Below are 18,361 nucleotides of genomic sequence, written 5' to 3' on the forward strand. Positions count from 1 at the left end.
CCGGCCAGACCTCGGAAAACCGCCCGGCGTCCGGGCGGCCTTCCGGGCGGAAGGGTCACTCGAGCAGGGAGCGCAGCATCCAGGCGTTCTTCTCGTGCACCTGCAGGCGCTGGGTCAGCAGGTCTTCGGTCGGATCGTCGTCGGCGTCGTCGGCGATGTCGAGCACCTTGCGGGCCGTGCGGCACACGGCCTCGTTGCCCGCCACCAGCTGGCGCACCATCTCGCGCCACTCGGGGGCCTCGGGGGCGCCCGGCTCCTCCTTGATGCTGGAAAGCTTCACGAACTGCGCGTACGAGCCCGGCGCGTTGAAGCCCAGCGCGCGGATGCGTTCGGCGATCTCGTCCAGCGCCGTCCACTGCTCGGTGTACTGGGTCATGAACATGCCGTGCAGCGAATTGAACATCGGCCCGGTCACGTTCCAGTGGAAGTTGTGGGTCTTGAGGTAGAGCGTGTAGCTGTCGGCCAGGAAGCGCGACAGGCCGCCGGCGATCGCCTTGCGGTCCTTCTCGCTGATGCCGATGTCGATCTTGGGCGCGCCTTCGGCGGCGGCGGGCGATTTGCGGGAAACCTTCTTCGATGCCATGTCGGGAACTCCGGTGGGGATCGCCGCTTACTCTACGCCACGGCGGATTCAGGGAAAATGAAGCCCCGCGGTTGATACCATGCCCGCCGATGGCTGCCCGCGACGACTCCCTGCCCCCTTATCCCGAAGACCGCGTGCTCAGCCGTGACCGCGGCCGCCTGCTGCGGCTGCTGGCAAACCTGCGCAAGCAACCCGGCAGCGAATCCGCGCGCGCCGCCTGGCAGGCCGCGGTGGACGCGTCGGCCGCCGCCCGCGCGGTGCGCGAAAGCCAGGCCCCGCAGCCCACCTTCGACGACAGCCTGCCGGTGGCGCGCGAGGCGCAGACGCTGGAAGCGTTGATCCGCCGGCATCCGGTGGTGGTGGTGGCCGGCGAGACCGGTTCGGGCAAGACCACCCAGCTGCCCAAGATCTGCCTGGCGGCGGGCCGCGGCCGCGCCGGCCTGATCGGCTGCACCCAGCCCCGGCGCATCGCCGCGCGTGCGGTCGCGCGGCGCGTGGCCGAAGAGCTGCAGGTGCCGATGGGCGGCGCGGTCGGCTATCAGGTGCGCTTTACCGAAAACGTGGGCGACGGTACCTTCGTCAAGTTCATGACCGACGGCATCCTGCTCGCCGAGATCCAGTCCGACCGCTGGCTGTCGAAGTACGACACGATCATCGTGGACGAGGCGCACGAGCGCAGCCTCAACATCGATTTCCTGCTGGGCTACCTCAAGCAGCTGGTGCGCAAGCGGCCCGACCTGAAGCTGGTCATCACCTCGGCCACCATCGACACCGACCGCTTCGCGCGGCATTTCGACGGCGCCCCGGTGGTCAGCGTCGAAGGCCGCAGCTTCCCGGTCGAGGTGCGCTACCGACCCGGCGACGCAGATGCCGAACACCCGGCCAAAGCCCGCGAAAGACCGCTCGCCGAAGCCATCGTCGAGGCGGCCGACGAGATCACCCGCGAGGACCCGCAGGGCGACGTGCTGGTGTTCCTGCCGGGCGAGCGCGAGATCCGCGACGCGCACGCCGCGCTGAACCGCCGCAAGTACCGCAGCACCGAGGTGATCCCGCTGTACGCGCGGCTGTCGGTACGCGACCAGGACAAGGTCTTCAATCCCGGCCCCGGCCGGCGCATCGTGCTGGCCACCAACGTCGCCGAGACCTCGCTGACGGTGCCGCGCATCCGCTACGTCATCGACCCCGGCACCGCGCGCGTGAAGCGCTACAGCCCGCGCGGCCGGCTTGATCGCCTGCACATCGAACCCATCAGCCAGGCCAGCGCCGACCAGCGCAAGGGCCGCTGCGGCCGCATCTCGGCCGGCATCTGCTACCGGCTGTACGCCGAGGACGATTTCAACACGCGGCCTCGCTACACCGATCCGGAAATCCTGCGCGCGTCGCTGGCCGGCGTGATCCTGCGCATGCTGACCCTGGGCCTGGGCCGGGTCGAGGATTTTCCCTTCATCGACGCGCCCGATCCGCGCGCGATCGCCGACGGCTGGCAGACGCTGACCGAGCTGGGTGCGGTGGACGAGCAGCGCCAGCTCACCGCCATCGGGCGCCAGCTGGCGCGGCTGCCGGTGGACGTGAAGCTGGCCCGCATGCTGGTCGCGGCGCAGGCGCATGGCTGCCTGGCCGAGATGATCGTGATCACGTCCTTCCTGGGCATCCAGGACCCGCGCGAGCGTCCGGCCGATGCCCGCGAGAAGGCCGACAACGCGCACGCCGAGTTCGCCGACCCGCAGTCGGAGTTCGTCGGCATCCTCAAGCTCTGGGAGGGCTACCGCACCGCCCACGAGGACCTGACCCAGTCGAAACTGCGCGACTGGTGCGAGCGCCGCTACCTCGGCTTCCTGCGCATGCGCGAGTGGCGCGAGCTGCACCGCCAGCTGCTGCTAACCTGCGAAGAAATCGGCTGGCAGCCGGAGAATTCATACCAGGTATGTTTTTCCGGCCCGGACATGGCGCCGACGACCGATGCCGCCCGGAAAAACATACCTGGTATGAATTCTTCGAATTCCGCCGAGGCGGCGTGGTATCGGGCGCTGCATCGCGCGCTGATCGCCGGCCTGCCCACGCAGATCGGGCACCGGGCCGAGAAGGGGCTTTACGACGCGCCGCGGCAGCGCAAGTTCCAGCTCTTTCCGGGCTCGTCGCTGGCCAGGCTGCCGCCGGCCTGGATCCTGGTGGCCACGATGCTCGACACCCAGAAGGTATGGGGCCTGATGGCCGCGCGCATCGAGCCGGACTGGGTGATCGCGGAACTAGGCCACCTGCTGGCGCGCAGACACTTCGATCCGCACTGGTCGCGGGCGCAGGGACGCGTGGTCGGAAGCGAGCAGATCAGCCTGTTCGGACTGGTGCTGGCGCCGAAGAAGCCGGTGCACTACGGCGGCCTGTATCCGGCCGAAGCGCGCGAGATCTTCGTGCGCCAGGCCCTGGTGCCGGGCGAGATCGACAGCCGCAGCGCCTTCGTCAAACGCAACCTCGCCACCCTGGCCAAGGCCGGCGAGGAAGAGGCCAAGCTGCGCCGCGCGGGCCTGGTGGCCGACGAGGACTGGCAGGCGCGCTGGTACCTGGACCGCATTCCGCCCGAGATCAACAGCCTGGCGGGCCTGGACAGCTGGTACGGCAAGGCCGCGCCCGAGCAGAAGAAATCGCTGGAGTGGTCGCTGGCCGACCTGCTGCCGGGCGAGGGCAGCGAGGCCGACCGCTTCCCGAAATACTTCGCACTGGGCGATGCGCGCCTGGCGCTGCACTACCGCTTCGAGCCCGGCCATGCCGAAGACGGCGTCACCCTCGACGTGCCCCTGCACCTGCTCAAGGCGCTGGATACCGCGCGCCTGGGCTGGCTGGTGCCCGGCCTGGTAGAAGAGAAGGCCACGGCGCTGATCCGCGGCCTGCCCAAGACCCTGCGCCGCAACTTCGTGCCCGCGCCCGACTTCGCGCGCGCCTTCGCGCAGGCCTGGCCGCAGCCGGATGCCGACAGCCTGGCCGGCACCCTGGCGCGCTTCCTGGCCAAGGCCACCGGCGTGGCGGTGACGGCGCTGGACTTCGACGAGGCCGCGCTGGACCCGCACCTGCGCATGAACCTGCGCCTGGCCGACCGCGAAGGCTCGATGCTGGCGATGTCGCGCGACCTGGAGTCACTGCGCCAGCGCTTCGGCGACCAGGCCGAACGCGCCTTCGCAGACCGCGCCGGCGAGCGCCTGGCCCAGACCGGTCTGCTGCAGTTTCCGGACCAACCCATTCCGCACCAGATCGATGGCGCCGCCGGCGTGCCCGCGTTCCCCGCGCTGGTGGACCAGACCGACGCCGTGGCGCTGAGCGTGTTCGCCGACGCCACCGAAGCGGCGCAGGAACACGCGCGCGGCGTCCGCCGCCTGGCCGCGCTGGCGCTGGCCGACCGGTTGCGGCAGGCGCGCAAACAGCTTCCCGTGTCGCCGCGGCTCGCCCTGCTGTACGCGGCGATCGAAGGCTTCGCGCATGGCCCCGGCCAGCCGCCGGCGCACGAGCACCTGCGCACCGACCTGGCACAGGCCGCGCTGAATGCCGTGCTGGACGAGGCCGGCCCGGACGTGCGCGATCGCGCCGCCTTCCAGCGCCTGGTGGACACCGCGGCGAAGAAACTTTTTCCGGAAGCGATGCAGCGGCTGCAGCTGGCCGAAGCCATCCTCGGCGCGGTCGCCGAACTCAAGCCACGCCTGGATTCACCGCTGCTGGGCTGGGCCAGCGGCAACCTCGACGACCTCAAGGCGCAGCTGGCGGGCCTGGTGCCGCCGGGCTTCCTGCGCGAGACGCCGGCCGAATCGCTGGCCGAATACCCGCGCTACCTCAAGGCGCTGTCGCTGCGCGCCGAACGCGCGCTGCGCGACCCGGTGCGCGACCAGGCCCGCATGCTCGAGATCAAGCCCTTCACCGATGCGGTGGCGGCCGCGCGCCGCGACGGCCGCCTGCGCCGGCCGGACTGGCAGGCGCTGCGCTGGGACCTGGAGGAGCTGCGCGTGTCGATGTTCGCGCAGGAACTGGGCACCCGCCGCCAGGTCTCGGCCAAGCGGCTGGCACGCCAGCTCGAAGCGCTTACCTGATGCGCTTGACCCGGGCGCGGGTGTTGTAGCCGTCCACGCGCAGGTACCACGAGCCCAGGATGCCCGGCTCGATGAAGACCGTCGGGTCGTTCACCAGCACCTTGAGCTTGCTGGTGCTGTCGGTCACTTCCCAGACCTGGCCGTTGGCCAGGCGGATGCGGCTGCCCTTGCCATCCCAGCCGCGGAACTCGCCGGTGAAGGAGGTGACGATGGTGCCGTTGTCGGTGGTGGTGGAGGTCGGGAAGCCGCGGCGATCCTCCATCTGCGCGGTGGCGGCGCCCGAGGACACCTTGCCGGCCAGCCAGGCGTTGAGCTGGGCCAGCTCCTCGGCGCTGAGCTTGTCCAGGCCGGCGGCCTTGAACTCGGCCTCGGTCATGCGCTCTTCGAGCGTGGAGAACTGCTGGGCAAGCGCGGTGCCGCCGAGCAGCGAGAACAGGACGAGGGTGGTGATCAGCAATCGACGCATGATGGGCATTCCGACTGGTTAAACTGGCCAGTATTCGCGGGGAAGTCTACCTCTCCGGACAACACAGGCGCCACTTGGACCCGCAGACCCCATCCCCGCCGCGCCTTGCCCGCTGGTTGAGCGACCAGGGCGCCGCCGTGCCCCTGCTTTCGGCCCTGCAGGCCGCGGCCGCCCCGCTGCCGCCGGCACCGGAGGAGGTGCTGGCCCTGCGCGTGCTGGCCGTGCTTCAGCCGCTGCGCGCCGACCCGGAGGTCGTGGCCGCAGCCGCACTGCATCTGTGGCCCGCACTGCGGGAGGCGCTGCCGGGCAGCGCCTTGGCGGCTTCGCCCCGCCTGCCGCCGCTGCTCGAGGGACTCGCCGCGGCCGGCCAGGTGTCGGCGCTGCACCACCAGCGCCAGGGCAAGGGCAATGCCGAGGGACTGCGGCGCCTGCTGCTGGCCCTGGTCCGCGACCTGCGCGCGGTGCTGGTGCTGCTGGCGGTGCAGCTGGTGCGGCTGCGCGAGGCGGCAAGCTTGCCGCCAGATGAACGGCGTGCGCTGGCCGAGCTCACCAGCGACATCCATGCGCCCCTGGCCAACCGCCTGGGCATCTGGCAGCTCAAGTGGGAGCTGGAAGACCTGGCCTTCCGCTGGCTGCAGCCCGACACCTACCAGCGCATCGCCCGCCTGCTGGACGAGAAGCGCGGCGACCGCGAGCGCTTCATCCAGGACGCGATGCGGCGCATGCGCGAGGCGCTGGCCGAAGCCGGCATCGCCGCCGACGTGGCCGGCCGGCCCAAGCACATCTACAGCATCTGGAAAAAGATGCAGCGCAAGGGCGTGCCCTTCAGCGAGCTCTACGACATCCGTGCGGTGCGCGTGCTGGTGGACGACATCCCGGCCTGCTATTCGGTGCTGGGCCTGGTGCACCAGCTGTGGCCCTCGATCCCGTCGGAGTTCGACGACTACATCGCCCATCCCAAGGGCAACGACTACCGGTCGCTGCACACCGCGGTGATCGGCCCCGGCGGCCAGACCCTGGAAGTGCAGATCCGCACCCACCAGATGCACGAGCACGCCGAGCTGGGCGTGGCCGCGCACTGGCGCTACAAGGAGGGCGGCGGTGCCGACGCCAGCTTCGAGCGCAAGGTGGCGTGGATGCGCCAGCTGCTGGAGGCCCGCGACGAGGGCGAGGAAGCGCTGCTGGCCGGCTTCTCCACCGAACTGGTGGAAGACCGCGTGTACGTACTGACGCCGCGTTGCGAGGTGATCGACCTGCCGCGCGGCGCCACCGTGCTCGACTTCGCCTATGCCGTGCACACCGAGGTGGGCCACCGCTGCCGCGGTGCCAAGGTCAATGGCCGCATCGTGCCGCTGGACCACCAGCCCGCCACCGGTGACCGCGTCGAGATACTCACGGCCAAGACCGCCGAGCCGCGCCGCGACTGGCTGATGTCCAGCCAGGGATTCCTGGTCACCGGACGCGCGCGCGACAAGGTGCGGGCCTGGTTCCATCGCATCGACCGCAGCCGCAACCTGCAGGCCGGCCGCGAGCTGCTCGAAAAGGAGCTGCGCAAGGTGGCGCTGCTGCAGGCCGACCTGGCGCCGGTGCTGGCCAAGTTCCGCTTCGAGACGCTGGACGACCTGCACCTGGCGCTGGCCCTGGGCGATCTCGGCCCCAGCCAGGTCAGCCGGACGCTGCACGACCACGCGCAGGCGCAGAAGGCGCCCGCCGATGCCGCCGCCAGCCTGGTGTCGCGCCGTCCGCAGGCGCCGGCCTCGAAGGCGCCGTTCACGGTCGAAGGCGTGGGCAACCTGCTCAGCCAGATCGCGCGCTGCTGCCAGCCGGTGCCGGGCGATCCGATCGTGGGCTACCTGACACGCGGCCGCGGCGTCAGCATCCATCGCGCCGGCTGCGCCAGCGTTCAGCGCCTGCTGGCGCGGCAGCCCGACCGCCTGCTGCCGGTGGACTGGGGTCGCGCGGGCAGCTCCAGCTACGAGGTGGACCTGACCCTGCGTGCCTTCGACCGCAAGTGGCTGCTCAAGGACCTCACCAACGTGATCGCGCAGTTGGGCGTGAACATCCTGGGCGTGCAGTCGCGCGTGGACGAAGCCCAGGGCATGGCCGAGCTGCGCATCGCGGTGAGGGTGGGCGACTACGGCCAGCTCAGCGACCTGCTGGGCCGCCTCAACGCCGTGCCCGGCGTGCAGGAAGCCCGGCGCATCGGCTGAGGCCGCGAAGGGTAAGCGTTCAGGCACCGCTGTTATCCTGCCGCCCATGAACGAAGTGGCCGCATGACCCCCGAACGCATCGAGCCCGGCGCCACGCCGTCGCTGGGCCGCCTCGACGAGCTCGACCTGGCCCGGCCGAACCGGGGTCAGGGACGTGCGCCAGTGCCGTCAGCCCCGCCCCGTCGCACTGCGGCGCGCTGGATTGGGCTGGTGATCGTCCTGCTGGTGATCGCCGGCGCCGCCGTGCTGCTGGGCCAGTGGCGCGAGCAACTGGGCGAGCGCCTGGTGCCCGCGTCGGCCATCAACCAGCAGATCGCGCAGGCCCGCGAGGCCCTGGCGCGCGGTGACCTCAGCGCGGCCGACGGCAGCGGCGCGCGCGAGCGCTTCCAGGCCGTGCTGGCCCGCGATCCCGACCACCTGGCCGCGCGCGCGGGGCTCAATGCGGTGCGTGATGCCGCGCTGGCGCAGGCCCGCACGGCGATCGCGGCGGGTGATCCCGCCACCGCGCGTGCACGCCTGCAGCTGGCGCGGGCCATGGCCGCTCCGCAGGCCGACCTGTCGCTGCTGGAGATCGATCTGCAGCGCATCGAAAGCACCGGCGCCGACGTCGCCGACAAGCTCGAGCGCGCGCGCTCGGCGCAGGCGCGCGGCCAGATCGAGCAGGTGCCCGACGGCGCGCTGGCGCTTTACTCCGACGTGCTGCGGCTGCAGCCTGACAATGCCCTGGCGCTGGAAGGCCAGCGCGACATCCTGTCGGGCCTGCTCTCGCAGGCGCAGGCGATGCTCGACAGCGGCGACCTGGAAGGCGCCGAGGCGCTGGTGGCGCGCGTGGTCGAAACCGACCCCAGCCATCTTGAACTGCCGGCGCTGCAGGCGCGCCTGGGCGAGGCGCGCCAGCAGCGCCAGCGCCTGCACGACGACGCGCTCGCGCAGTCCACGGCGCACCTGCGCGGCGGCGATCCCGAAGCCGCAGCGGCAGGGTTCCAGGCGATGCTGGCGCGCGAGCCGGGCTCGATCGAAGCGCGCCAGGGCCTGGACGACGCGGCCGCGATGATCGCCGCGCGGGCACGCCGCGAGGCAGCAGATTTTGATTTTGATGCAGCCGAAGCTTCGCTCGGCCTGGCCCAGGCCTGGGCACCGGACGCGCCGGCCATCGCAGACGCGCGCCGCCGCCTTCTGGAAGCGCGGGCCGCGCGCGGCCAGCTGCCGGCGGCGGCCGACGCCGATCCCGACCAGTTGGCCCGCCTGATCGCCCAGGCCCGGCGTGCGATGCAGCGTGGCGAACTGCTCGATCCGCCCGGCGAATCGGCCTGGGACCGGCTGCGCCAGGCGGCGGCGATCGCCCCGGATGCGCCGGCGTTGCGCGCGGCACAGGCCGAATACGACCGCCGCGCCCGCGCCTGCTTCGAGGACGCGCTGGCAAGCAACCGGCTGGCCAGCGCACAGTCCTGCCTGGATGCGCGCGCCCTGCGCGAGCCCGGCGGCGAGGGTCTTGCCACCGACCGCCGCCGTCTGGCCGACCGCTGGCTTGCGTTCGCCGATGAGCGCCTGGGTGCGAACGAGCTCGCGCTGGCGCGCCGCGCGATGCAGTCGGCGCAGGCGCTCGACCCGACCCACCCGGGCCTGGCCGCGATGGCCGAGCGCTTGGCGCGCGCGGGCGGCTAGCGCGGGCGCAGCGAGGCCAGCAGCGGCGCCAGCGTGGCGCGCACCGCGTCGGTGGAAAAATGCCGTCGCGTGTTCTCCAGGCCGCCTTGCGACAATCGCTGCCACAGGCCGGCGTCGTCGTGGAGGCGGACCACCGCATCGGCGAAGGCCTCTGGATCGTCAGCCACCAGCACGTCCTGGCCGTCCACCAGGTGCATGCCTTCCACCGCGCACAAGGTCGCGACCATCGGCAGGCCGTGCGCCAGGCTCTGGTTGACCTTGCCCTTCACGCCCGCGCCGTAGCGCAGCGGGGCCACGCCGACGCGCGAGCCCACCAGCAGCGGCACCAGGTCCGGCACGTAGCCGTGGAAGCGGACGCCGTCGAGTTCGCCGAGCGCGACGATCTCGTCGGGCGCGTCGCCGCCCACCAGGTGCAGTTCGATCCCGGGACGACGCGCGCGGATGCGCGGGAAGATCTCGCGCGCCAGCCAGAGCGCACCGTCCACGTTGGGCGGATGCCGGTAGCTGCCGACGAACAGCAGGCCCGCGCGTTCATCGAATGGACGCCCCGGGCCGTGCACCTCGTGGATGTTCGAGACCACCTCGACGGTGATGTCGGGCAGCAGTCCGGACAGCATCTGCTGCTCTGCCTGGCTGACCACCCAGGTCGTGTCGCTCTGCGCCATCAGCGCCAGCTCGGTCTTGCGGGTGCGGGCGGCCATCCGGTGCTGGGCGGCATCGCCGCTGACCTCGGCTTCGCGCAGCTCGCGCACGTGGTGCAGGTCCACGGTGTCGAACACCAGGTGCGCGCGGCGTGCATGGCTGCGCACCAGCGCCAGCAGCGGCGAGAGCACGTAGTGCCGGCTGGCGATCACCAGGTCGAAGCCGGGCCCGTGGCCGGCCATCCAGCCCGGGATGTCGCCCAGGTGCGGATGCCACCAGGCCTCGACGCCCAGCTGCTGCAGGGCACGGGTGTAGTCACCGTCGTGGGCGCGGTTCTCGGGGAAGAACGTCACGGAGCAGCCTTCCTCGCGCAGCACGCGCATCAGCGCCAGCATGCGCACCGATCCCGAATCGCGGTCCGGCGTCGGCGTGCACGCATCCAGCACCAGCACGCGATGGCGGCGGCCGCGTTCGCTGGCCAGCACCGGGTCGCTGCCGGGCGGCGCGTGGCTTGCCGCCAGCACGTCGCGCCAGCGCTCAAGGAACTTGCGATGGTTGCTGACCTGGTAGGCCTTGATGCCGCGGGTGAGGTCGGTGCCGCTGCTGATGCCCTCGTGGTGGATCACCACCGAGGCCGGCTGGTAGCGCACCTTCAGGCCGCGCGCGCGCAGGCGCATCGCCAGGTCGGTGTCCTCGTAGTAGGCGGGCGCATAGTGGTCGTCGAAGCCGTGCATCTGCAGGAACAGGTCGCGACGGATCGCGACGGCGGCCCCGGAGCAGTAGTCCACCTCGCGCACGAAGTTGTAGCGCGGGTGCTCGGGATCGTCGAAGCGACCATAGTTCCAGCCCGAGCCATCGGAGAACACGATGCCGCCGGCTTCCTGCAGCCGTCCGTCCGGGTAGACCAGCTTGCTGCCGGCCAGGCCGGTGTCGGGGTAGCGCTGGAAGGTGTCCAGCAGGGCGTCGAGCCAGCCCGGCATCACCGTGGTGTCATTGTTGAGGAACACCACGTACTCGCCCTTGGCCAGTTCGGCGCCGGCGTTGCAGGCGCCGATGAAACCCAGGTTGCGCGCATTGCGGTGGTAGCGCAGGCCGGGGATGCTGGGCAGAACGCGAGGCGAGGCGTCGGTGGAGGCATCGTCCACCACGATGACTTCAATGCTGCTCAGGTCGCCGCTGTCGGCCAGCGCGCGCAGGCAGGCCAGGGTGAAGTGCAGCTGGTTGTGCACGGGCACGATGATGCTGGCCCGGGGCGACGCGCTGCGGGGCAGGCGCAGCGCGCTGTCGGCCTGGACCGCGACCGGCAGCGGCGCGACGCGCGCCGCGGCCTGCTGGCGGCGGGCGGCCTGCCGATCGCGCACGCGCTGCCAGGTGCCGGCGATGCCGCGCACGCGCAGGCTCGACAGTCCCCGGCTCGCGAGCGAACGCAGGTGGCGACCGTGGTAGAGCATCGCCAGCAGGCGATTGTGCAGGCCCCGCGCGAACCGTCGCGGCACCGAGGTCATGCGCCAGAACGGACTGGCCCGCACCGCCGCCAGCAGGGCTTCCGCTTCGTCACGCTGCATCAGGGCGACGTCGCGCTGGCGCGCCAGGTCGTTGCTGTCGCGCTGGTAGTAGCCGTGGGCCTGGGCCAATTGCTGGTCTAGCTCGGCGATGTATTCCTCCAGGCGGTCGATCTCGTGCTGCTTTTCATCGCGCTCGATCTGCTGCTGGAGTTCCTCGATCCGGGACTGGCGGGCCTGCGACTCGAGCCGCAGGCGTTCCACCTCGCGCTGCAGTCCATGGGCCCAGTCGGCGCGCCGGGCGAGTTCTTCCGTGGCATCGGCCAGCTCCGAATCACGGCGCTGTAGACCCGTGCGAAGACGCGCGGCGGCCAGTTCCGCGGCCAGGCCCTGGATGCGGTGCAGGCCCGCGCCGCGGAAGCGCGGCGTGCGGATCTCCGCCGGCAGGGCGTCGCGCCAGGCGCGCGCCATGTCCTCCAGGCTGGGTTCGGCCGGCGCTGCCTCACGACGCACCGCCGCCAGCGGCGACCGGTCCCGCGCCAGCGCCGCCAGGGCCCGGTTGACGGCCGCGGCGTCCGGCTCGACGGTCCAGCCTCCGCCTTCGCGCTCGATGCGCTCGCGCGGTGCGCCCGGGGACGCGCACAGCACCGGCAGGCCCAAGGCGCGCATTTCCGACAGCACGTAGGCGAAGGTTTCGGGAACGGTGGCCGGCAACAGTGCGATGTCGGGTGCCAGGCGCTCGATCCAGTCCGGCAGCTCATCGCGCGCATAGTCGCGGTGCACGCTGACCCGGTCGCGGCCCTCGAAGCGTTCGCCGCGGTGGCCGGAGCCCAGCAGCGTCAGCTCGACGTCCGCAGGCAGGTCCTCGAGCATCGCCGCCAGCAGATCCTCGCCCTTGGCGCCGTTGATGCGGCCCGGCACGAGCACGCGCAGCTTGCCGTCGCCGCGCTCCGCCGGGGCCGGCACCGGGCGGTCGAAAGGCGCGAAGCCGTGCGGAATCACCGACCACGTCCGCGCGGCCAGCGCCGGCGCGATCCGGCACAGGCGATGTTTCGCGGCTTCGCTGGGCGCGACCAGGCGTGCCGCCGCGGCGTCCACCGCGCCGAGATACTGCTGGCGCAGGGTCCACCATGCAGGCGCCTCGCGGCCGGCGAGCAGGAAGGCGGGACCGGCCTCGCGCAGCCCGAGCTCCAGCGCGGCCAGGTCGTAGGCATCGTCCGGCGCGCGGCGGGTGTCGTGCAGCAGCGGCCACGCGGGATACGCGTCGTGCACGCAGATCGCGGTCGGCAGTCCCGTGCGCAACACGTCCAGGCTGTGGCCGATCAGCGACGACACCAGCACGGCGCCGATGCCCCAGGTGTCCACCAGCTCCGAGATCAGGTCCGCCACTTCCGGCGAATGCCCGTCGGTGAAGGCGATCGGCTGCGCCAGCGTCCAGGTGCGCAGGGGTGGCGCGGCGAGATCCTGGTGCAGGCAGAGGCGGCGGCCGAAGGGCATGCGGTGGTCATCGGTGCGCGCCACCAGCACCAGGTGCTCGCGACCGGTGTCGGCCCGCGCCAAGTCCCGCACGAAGCGCTCCACCCCGCCGCCCCAGTCGTGCAGCACGTGCAGCAGCACTGGCCTTGGCGCGGCCGGCCCTGCAGTTGTCGGGACATCCGGCTCAAGCCTGCCGATGCGCGCCTGAAGCGCGGCCAGCGGCAGCGGCAGTTCGTCCGGCCTTGGCGTCAGCGTCGGGCCAACGTAGGCGCAGGGAAGCAGCGCGGCCTGAAGGCCATCCTCCTGCACCTCACCCGGTGCCCGCCAGAGCGAACACACCGGTGACCAGTGCCGGCAGGGAAACAGCGCATGGTCGCCATGCAGCCAGGCGAGTCGCTCGCGTTGTGCCTGCGCCAGCGACGGCGGAAAGAGATGCCAATGACCGTCCACTGGGGACAGCACCTGCCAGGCTGCGTCCGAAGCTCGGGCGCCCAGCAGATGGCCCAGCGTCATGTCCGAAATCTGCGCATCGGCGCGCAGGAGCAGCACCTCCCGCCCCGGGTACAGCCGCACCGCGGCCTGCAGTGCCGCTTCGGGAGACGCGGCGATGCCCGGCACCTGGTCCAGCGCGGCGGCCTGACCTGGCAGCGTCGCTTCCGGCCCGGCCGGGGCGTGCGGCGCCCAGCGGGTCAGGACGGGAAGGGGGGAAGCATCCATGCGTGGCGTTCAGTCTCGGGTAGGGGCGCGGGGTCGGCGGCCTGCTAGACTCGCCGCACCTCCGGATTATCCATGTCCGTGCCTCGTAGCGCTCCCCCCAAAAAATCCGACACCGAAACCGCCCGCCCGCGCTGGCGCGGCTGGCTGTGGCGTGGCGCCCTGCTGGCGCTGGGCCTGGCCCTGGGCGTGGGCGTGCCGGTGCTGTGGATGTTCGACAAGCAGGTGCGTTCGGAATTCGACCAGCTGGCCTGGCAGGTGCCGACGCGGGTGTATGCCCGGCCGCTGCGGCTCGCGCCCGGGCTGCGCTTGGACGCGGCGACGCTGGAGCTGGAACTGGCCGCGTCCGGTTACCGCAAGGACGGCAGCGGCGACCTGCCCGGCACGTATGCCCGCAATGGCGGCCGTTTCCACATCGGTACGCGCGCCTACACCGACCTCGACGGCGTCGTGCCGGCGCAGCGGCTGGAAGTCGACCTGGCGGGTGGCAAGGTGGCCAGGCTGGCCGATCGCCGCGCTGCGCGTGCGCTGGAGTCCGCCCGCATCGATCCCTCGCGCATCGCCACGCTCTATGGCGGCAACGTGCAGGAAGAGCGGCGCCTGGTGCAGCTCAAGGAAGTGCCCACGCTGTTCGTCGCCGGCCTGCAGGCCGTCGAGGACCGCAACTTCAAGGACCACCACGGCATCGATCCCTGGGGCATGACCCGCGCGATGTGGGTCAACGTGCGCGAGGGCGAGCTCGAGCAGGGCGCCAGCACGCTCACGCAGCAGCTGGTGCGCAGCCTGTTCCTGACGCGCGAGAAGCGCTTCAGCCGCAAGTTCAAGGAAATCGCCTACTCGCTGATCATCGAGGCGCGCTACGACAAGCGCCGGATCATGGAGGCCTACCTCAACCAGGTCTACTTGGGGCAGCAGGGCAACCAGTCCATCCACGGCGTGGCCGCGGCCTCGGAGTTCTGGTTCGGGCGCGAGCTGGCCTCGCTGAGCACGCAGGACATGGCCCTGCTGGTGGGCATGATCCAGGGCCCGTCCATCCACGACCCGCGGCGCAAGCCCGAGGCGGCCAAGGCTAGGCGCGACCTGGTGCTGTCGGTGTGGCAGCAGCTGGGCCTGATCGACGCCGCCGAGGCCAAGCGCGCCAAGGCGGCGCCGCTGGGCGTCACCGCGCGGCCTGGCGTGGCGCGCAACCGCAATCCCGCCTTCATGGACCTGGTGCGGCGACAGCTGGCGCGCGACTATCCGGCCGACGCGCTGCGTGGTGCCGGCTTGAGCGTGTTGACCACGCTGTCGCCCTCGGCCCAGCTGCTGTCCGAGCAGGCGGTCAGCGGCACGCTGGCCAAGGTGCAGCGCAAGGACGGCCCCAGCCTGCAGTCGGGCATGGTGGTCACCGATACGCATACCGGTGAAGTGCTGGCCATGGTCGGCAACCGCGCCACCGACCAGCCCGGCTTCAACCGTGCGCTCGAGGCGCAGCGCCCCGTGGGCTCGCTGCTCAAGCCGATGGTCTACCTGCTGGCCCTGGCCCAGCCCAATCGCTGGTCGCTGGCGACGCCGGTGGACGATTCCCCGGTCAATGTCACGCTGCCCAATGGCAAGTCCTGGAACCCGGGCAACTCCGACGGCCGCAGCCACGGCACGGTGAGCCTGGTGGATGCCCTGGCGCAGTCCTACAACCAGGCGACGGTGCGCGTGGGCATGGACGTGGGGCCCGAGCGCCTGGCCGAGCTGCTCAAGGTGCTGGCCGGACTGCGCGCGCCGGCCAATCCGTCGCTGATCCTGGGCTCGGTGGACCTGAGTCCGTTCGCCATGGCGCAGGTTTACCAGTTCCTGGCCTCCGGCGGCGAAATCCAGCCGCTGCGCGCGGTGCGCGGCGTCATCGATCCGCAGGGCAAGGCGATCAACCGCTACGATTTCGAGGCCGAGCCCGCGAAGGAAGGCGATGCCATCGCGGCGCGCCTGGTCACGCTGGCGCTGCAGGACGCGGTCAGCCGCGGCACCGGCCGCTCGCTGCTGTCCGATGGCCTGGGCTCGCTGAACATCGCCGGCAAGACCGGCACCAGCAATGACAGCCGCGACAGCTGGTTTGCGGGGTACACCGGCGACCACCTGGCGGTGGTGTGGGTCGGCAACGACAAGAACGAGCCGACCGGCCTTTACGGCGCCACGGGTGCGATGCGGGTTTGGTCCGCGTTGTTCACCAAGCTGCCCAGCGCGCCGCTGAACGTGGGTGCGGCGGGGCTGGAGTGGGGGTGGGTGGACGCGGCGCAGTTCGCCACCACGGAAGAGAATTGCGAAGGCGCGCGGCGCTACGCCTTCGTCGCGGGTTACCTTCCGCCCGAGCACGTGAGCTGTGTGGACCGCAGCTGGCTGGACTGGTTCCGCTTTGGCGGCGACGATGGGCAGCAGGAGCGCCGTGACCGGCGCGATGAAGAGCGGCGCGAGCGCCGTGACGAGGAAAGGCGCGAATGAAGAAGATGCTGGTGATGGCCTGCGTGCTGGGCCTGGTGGCCTGCAGCAGCGGCAGTCCGCCGCCGGAGCGTGGCCGGCCGGTGGCCAAGGTCGATCCCGCGGCGCTGGTGGCGCAGGTGCGCGCGGCCGGCCAGCAGGGCAACGAGCTTGAGGTGCAGCCCCTGCGCGATCCGCAGGTGGAAGACCTGCGCGCCAGCGCCGAGGCGCTGGAGGCGGCGGGAAAGATCAAGCCCGCGATCGCGGCGCTGGACCGCGCGCTGCTGATCTCGGTCGGCGACCCTGACCTGCTGCAGTGGAAGGCCGAGCTGGCGCTGCTGCAGCGCGCCTGGCTTCCGGCCGAACAGCTGGCCAACGAATCCTTCACCCAGGGTCCGAAGCTGGGTGGCCTGTGCCGCCGCAACTGGACCACCATCGCGCTGGCGCGCAGCAGCCGCGGCGACGACGCGGGTGCGGAAGTGGCTCGGCGCCAGGTCGATGGCTGCACGGTGGCGCCGCCGGTCCGGATGTAAGTGGACGACCTGGCCGACCGCACGCGCGCGGCGCTGGCCGAAGGCGGACCGCTGGACGAGAAGCTCGAGGGCTACTCGCCCCGGGCGGCGCAGCTTCAGCTGGCCGAGGCCGTGGCCAGTGCGATGGACGAGCGCAGCACGCTGGTCGCCGAGGCGGGTACCGGCACCGGCAAGACCTATGCCTACCTGGTGCCGGCGCTGCTGTCGGGCCAGCGCGTGATCATTTCCACCGGCACGCGCGCGCTGCAGGACCAGCTCTACCATCGCGACCTGCCGCGGGTGCTGCAGGCGCTGGGCGCGGGGCTGAAGACGGCGCTGCTCAAGGGCCGCGCGAATTACCTGTGCCAGTACCGCCTGGAGCAGGCCAAGGGCGAGAAGTTCGCCAGCCGCGAGGTGGTCGCGCAGTTCCAGCGCGTGGTCGCGTGGGCCGGGCGGACCATGCGCGGCGATCTGTCCGAACTGGGCGACATCGCCGAGGATTCGCCGGTGTGGCCGCAGGTCACGTCCACGTCCGACAACTGCCTGGGCGGCGAGTGTCCGTTCTGGAGCGAGTGTTTCGTCGCCAAGGCTCGCCAGCAGGCGCAGGCGGCCGACCTGGTGGTGGTGAACCACCACCTGCTGCTGGCCGACCTGGCGATCAAGCAGGAGGGCTTCGGCGAAATCCTGCCCGGCGCGGCCGCCTTCGTGCTTGACGAGGCGCACCAGCTGCCCGAGCTCGCCTCGCAGTTCTTCGGAGAAGGCCTGGGCGCCAGGCAGTTGCTCGACCTGGCCCGCGACAGCCTGGCCGAGTGCAAGAACGTCACCGGCTCGCTGGCCAGCGTGATGTCGCCGGCCCGCAACCTCGAACACGCGATGCGCGAACAGCGCCTGGCGATGGACAAGCTGCCCCAGCGTGCCGCCCAGGCCCGCCTGATGGCGCATGCCCCCGCGGTCGCCGCGCTCGACGCCCTCGAACACGCCCTGTCCGAACTGCACCAGGCCCTGACGCCCCTGGCCGACGCCTCCCCCGGCTTCACCACCTGCGCCGACCGCGCCCGCGACCTCCTCCACCGCCTCCAAACCTGGCGCACCCCCGACCCGGAAAACATACCAGGTATGTTTTCTTCGACGGATGAGACTGACGGCGACGCCGCTCGTCTCAGCGACAAAGAAAACATACCTGGTATGTTTTCGGTGCGGTGGTTTGAGTTGACACAGCGGGGGTTTACGCTGCAGCGGACGCCGCTGGATGTGTCAGGGCCGCTGCGGCGGTATCGCGAGCAGAGCCGGGCGGCGTGGATCTTCACGTCGGCGACGATGGCGGTGGCGGGTGGCTTCGAACACATCGGCAAGCGCCTGGGGCTGGACCACCAGCGCGAGCTGCTGCAGCCCAGCCCGTTCGACTGGCCCCACCAGGCGCTGTGCTATTTGCCGCGCAACCTGCCCGAACCCAACAGCCGCGACTATGTCGGCGCGATGCTGGACGCGGTCTGGCCAGTGCTGGAAGCTTCGCAGGGCCGCGCCTTCCTGCTGTTCACCTCGCACCGCGCCCTGCGCGAAGCCGCCGAGATGATGCGCGACGCGCCCTGGCCGCTGTTCGTGCAGGGCACGGCGCCGCGCAACACGCTGCTGGAGCAGTTCCGCGCCTCCGGCAACGGCGTGCTGCTCGGCGCCGCCAGCTTCTGGGAAGGCGTGGACGTGGCCGGCGAAGCCCTCAGCGTGGTCGTGATCGACCGGCTGCCCTTCGCCGCGCCCGACGACCCGGTGCTGGAGGCGCGCCTGGATGCCGTGCGCCGCGCCGGCGGCAACCCCTTCCGCGACGAACAGCTGCCCCAGGCCGTGATCGCGCTCAAGCAGGGCGTCGGCCGCCTGATCCGCAGCCACCTCGACCGCGGCGTGCTTGTGCTGTGCGACCCGCGCCTGGTCGGCAAGTCCTACGGCCGCCTGTTCCTCGACAGCCTGCCGCCGTTCCCCCGCACGCGCGTGCTGGCCGACGTGCAGGATTTTTTTGCGACACAATCCGCGCCAGCCGCCGCCGTGGACGAGCCCGTGCCGTGAGCCGCCAGGAATCCGCCG

9 protein-coding genes and 1 pseudogene are annotated in these 18,361 nt (G+C 71.5%); 6 read left to right on the top strand and 4 right to left on the bottom strand.

What is annotated here, in order from left to right; all coding sequences use genetic code 11:
• Positions 1-55: 55 nt before the first annotated feature.
• Positions 56-583: a Dps family protein gene (locus tag ACOQFR_RS15035; RefSeq protein WP_421383403.1), complete on the bottom strand. Its 528-nt coding sequence runs from the start codon at positions 581-583 to the stop codon at positions 56-58.
• An 89-nt stretch (positions 584-672) separates the two neighbouring features.
• Between ACOQFR_RS15035 and hrpA the strand changes: the two genes are divergently transcribed.
• Positions 673-4,653, top strand: coding sequence for an ATP-dependent RNA helicase HrpA (gene hrpA / locus ACOQFR_RS15040; protein WP_421383405.1), 3,981 nt, complete (start codon positions 673-675; stop codon positions 4,651-4,653).
• Here the strand turns inward: hrpA and ACOQFR_RS15045 are convergent.
• Complete coding sequence (locus tag ACOQFR_RS15045) at positions 4,646-5,119, bottom strand: hypothetical protein (RefSeq protein ID WP_421383407.1); 474 nt, start codon at positions 5,117-5,119, stop codon at positions 4,646-4,648. The two genes, hrpA and ACOQFR_RS15045, sit on opposite strands and share 8 nt — an antisense overlap.
• Positions 5,120-5,256: 137 nt before the next feature.
• Here ACOQFR_RS15045 and ACOQFR_RS15050 point away from each other — a divergent pair, with 137 nt between their 5' ends.
• Both ACOQFR_RS15050 and ACOQFR_RS15055 read left to right on the top strand, forming a co-directional pair.
• Positions 5,257-7,329 (top strand): RelA/SpoT family protein, encoded by a 2,073-nt coding sequence (locus tag ACOQFR_RS15050; RefSeq protein WP_421383409.1) that lies wholly within the window; start codon positions 5,257-5,259, stop codon positions 7,327-7,329.
• Between the two features lie 63 nt (positions 7,330-7,392).
• Complete coding sequence (locus ACOQFR_RS15055; RefSeq protein WP_421383411.1) at positions 7,393-8,994, top strand: hypothetical protein; 1,602 nt, start codon at positions 7,393-7,395, stop codon at positions 8,992-8,994.
• On the opposite strand, the gene ACOQFR_RS15060 is transcribed toward ACOQFR_RS15055, so the two are convergent.
• Both ACOQFR_RS15060 and ACOQFR_RS15065 read right to left on the bottom strand, forming a co-directional pair.
• Entirely contained in the window at positions 8,991-11,141 is a 2,151-nt protein-coding gene (locus ACOQFR_RS15060) for a glycosyltransferase (protein ID WP_421383693.1), read from the bottom strand. The genes ACOQFR_RS15055 and ACOQFR_RS15060 overlap by 4 nt on opposite strands.
• 516 nt (positions 11,142-11,657) lie before the next feature.
• A pseudogene (locus tag ACOQFR_RS15065) lies at positions 11,658-13,331 on the bottom strand (glycosyltransferase); the annotation flags it as partial.
• A 72-nt stretch (positions 13,332-13,403) separates the two neighbouring features.
• Between ACOQFR_RS15065 and mrcB the strand changes: the two are divergent.
• From mrcB to ACOQFR_RS15080, 3 genes are read left to right on the top strand one after another with little or no spacing between them, the layout of a single operon-like run.
• Positions 13,404-15,797, top strand: a complete 2,394-nt coding sequence (mrcB, locus tag ACOQFR_RS15070; RefSeq protein ID WP_421383413.1) for a penicillin-binding protein 1B — start codon at positions 13,404-13,406, stop codon at positions 15,795-15,797.
• The gene (locus ACOQFR_RS15075; RefSeq protein ID WP_421383415.1) at positions 15,794-16,306 is read left to right on the top strand and encodes a hypothetical protein; all 513 of its coding nucleotides are present in this window, start codon (positions 15,794-15,796) and stop codon (positions 16,304-16,306) included. The genes mrcB and ACOQFR_RS15075 overlap by 4 nt, the downstream gene beginning before the upstream one ends.
• A complete protein-coding gene (locus ACOQFR_RS15080; RefSeq protein ID WP_421383417.1) occupies positions 16,307-18,343 on the top strand; it encodes an ATP-dependent DNA helicase in 2,037 nt (678 codons plus the stop codon). It begins immediately after the preceding gene.
• Positions 18,344-18,361: the final 18 nt, after the last annotated feature.

The organism is Arenimonas sp. MALMAid1274, assembly GCF_049195245.1.
Taxonomy (GTDB): domain Bacteria; phylum Pseudomonadota; class Gammaproteobacteria; order Xanthomonadales; family Xanthomonadaceae; genus Arenimonas.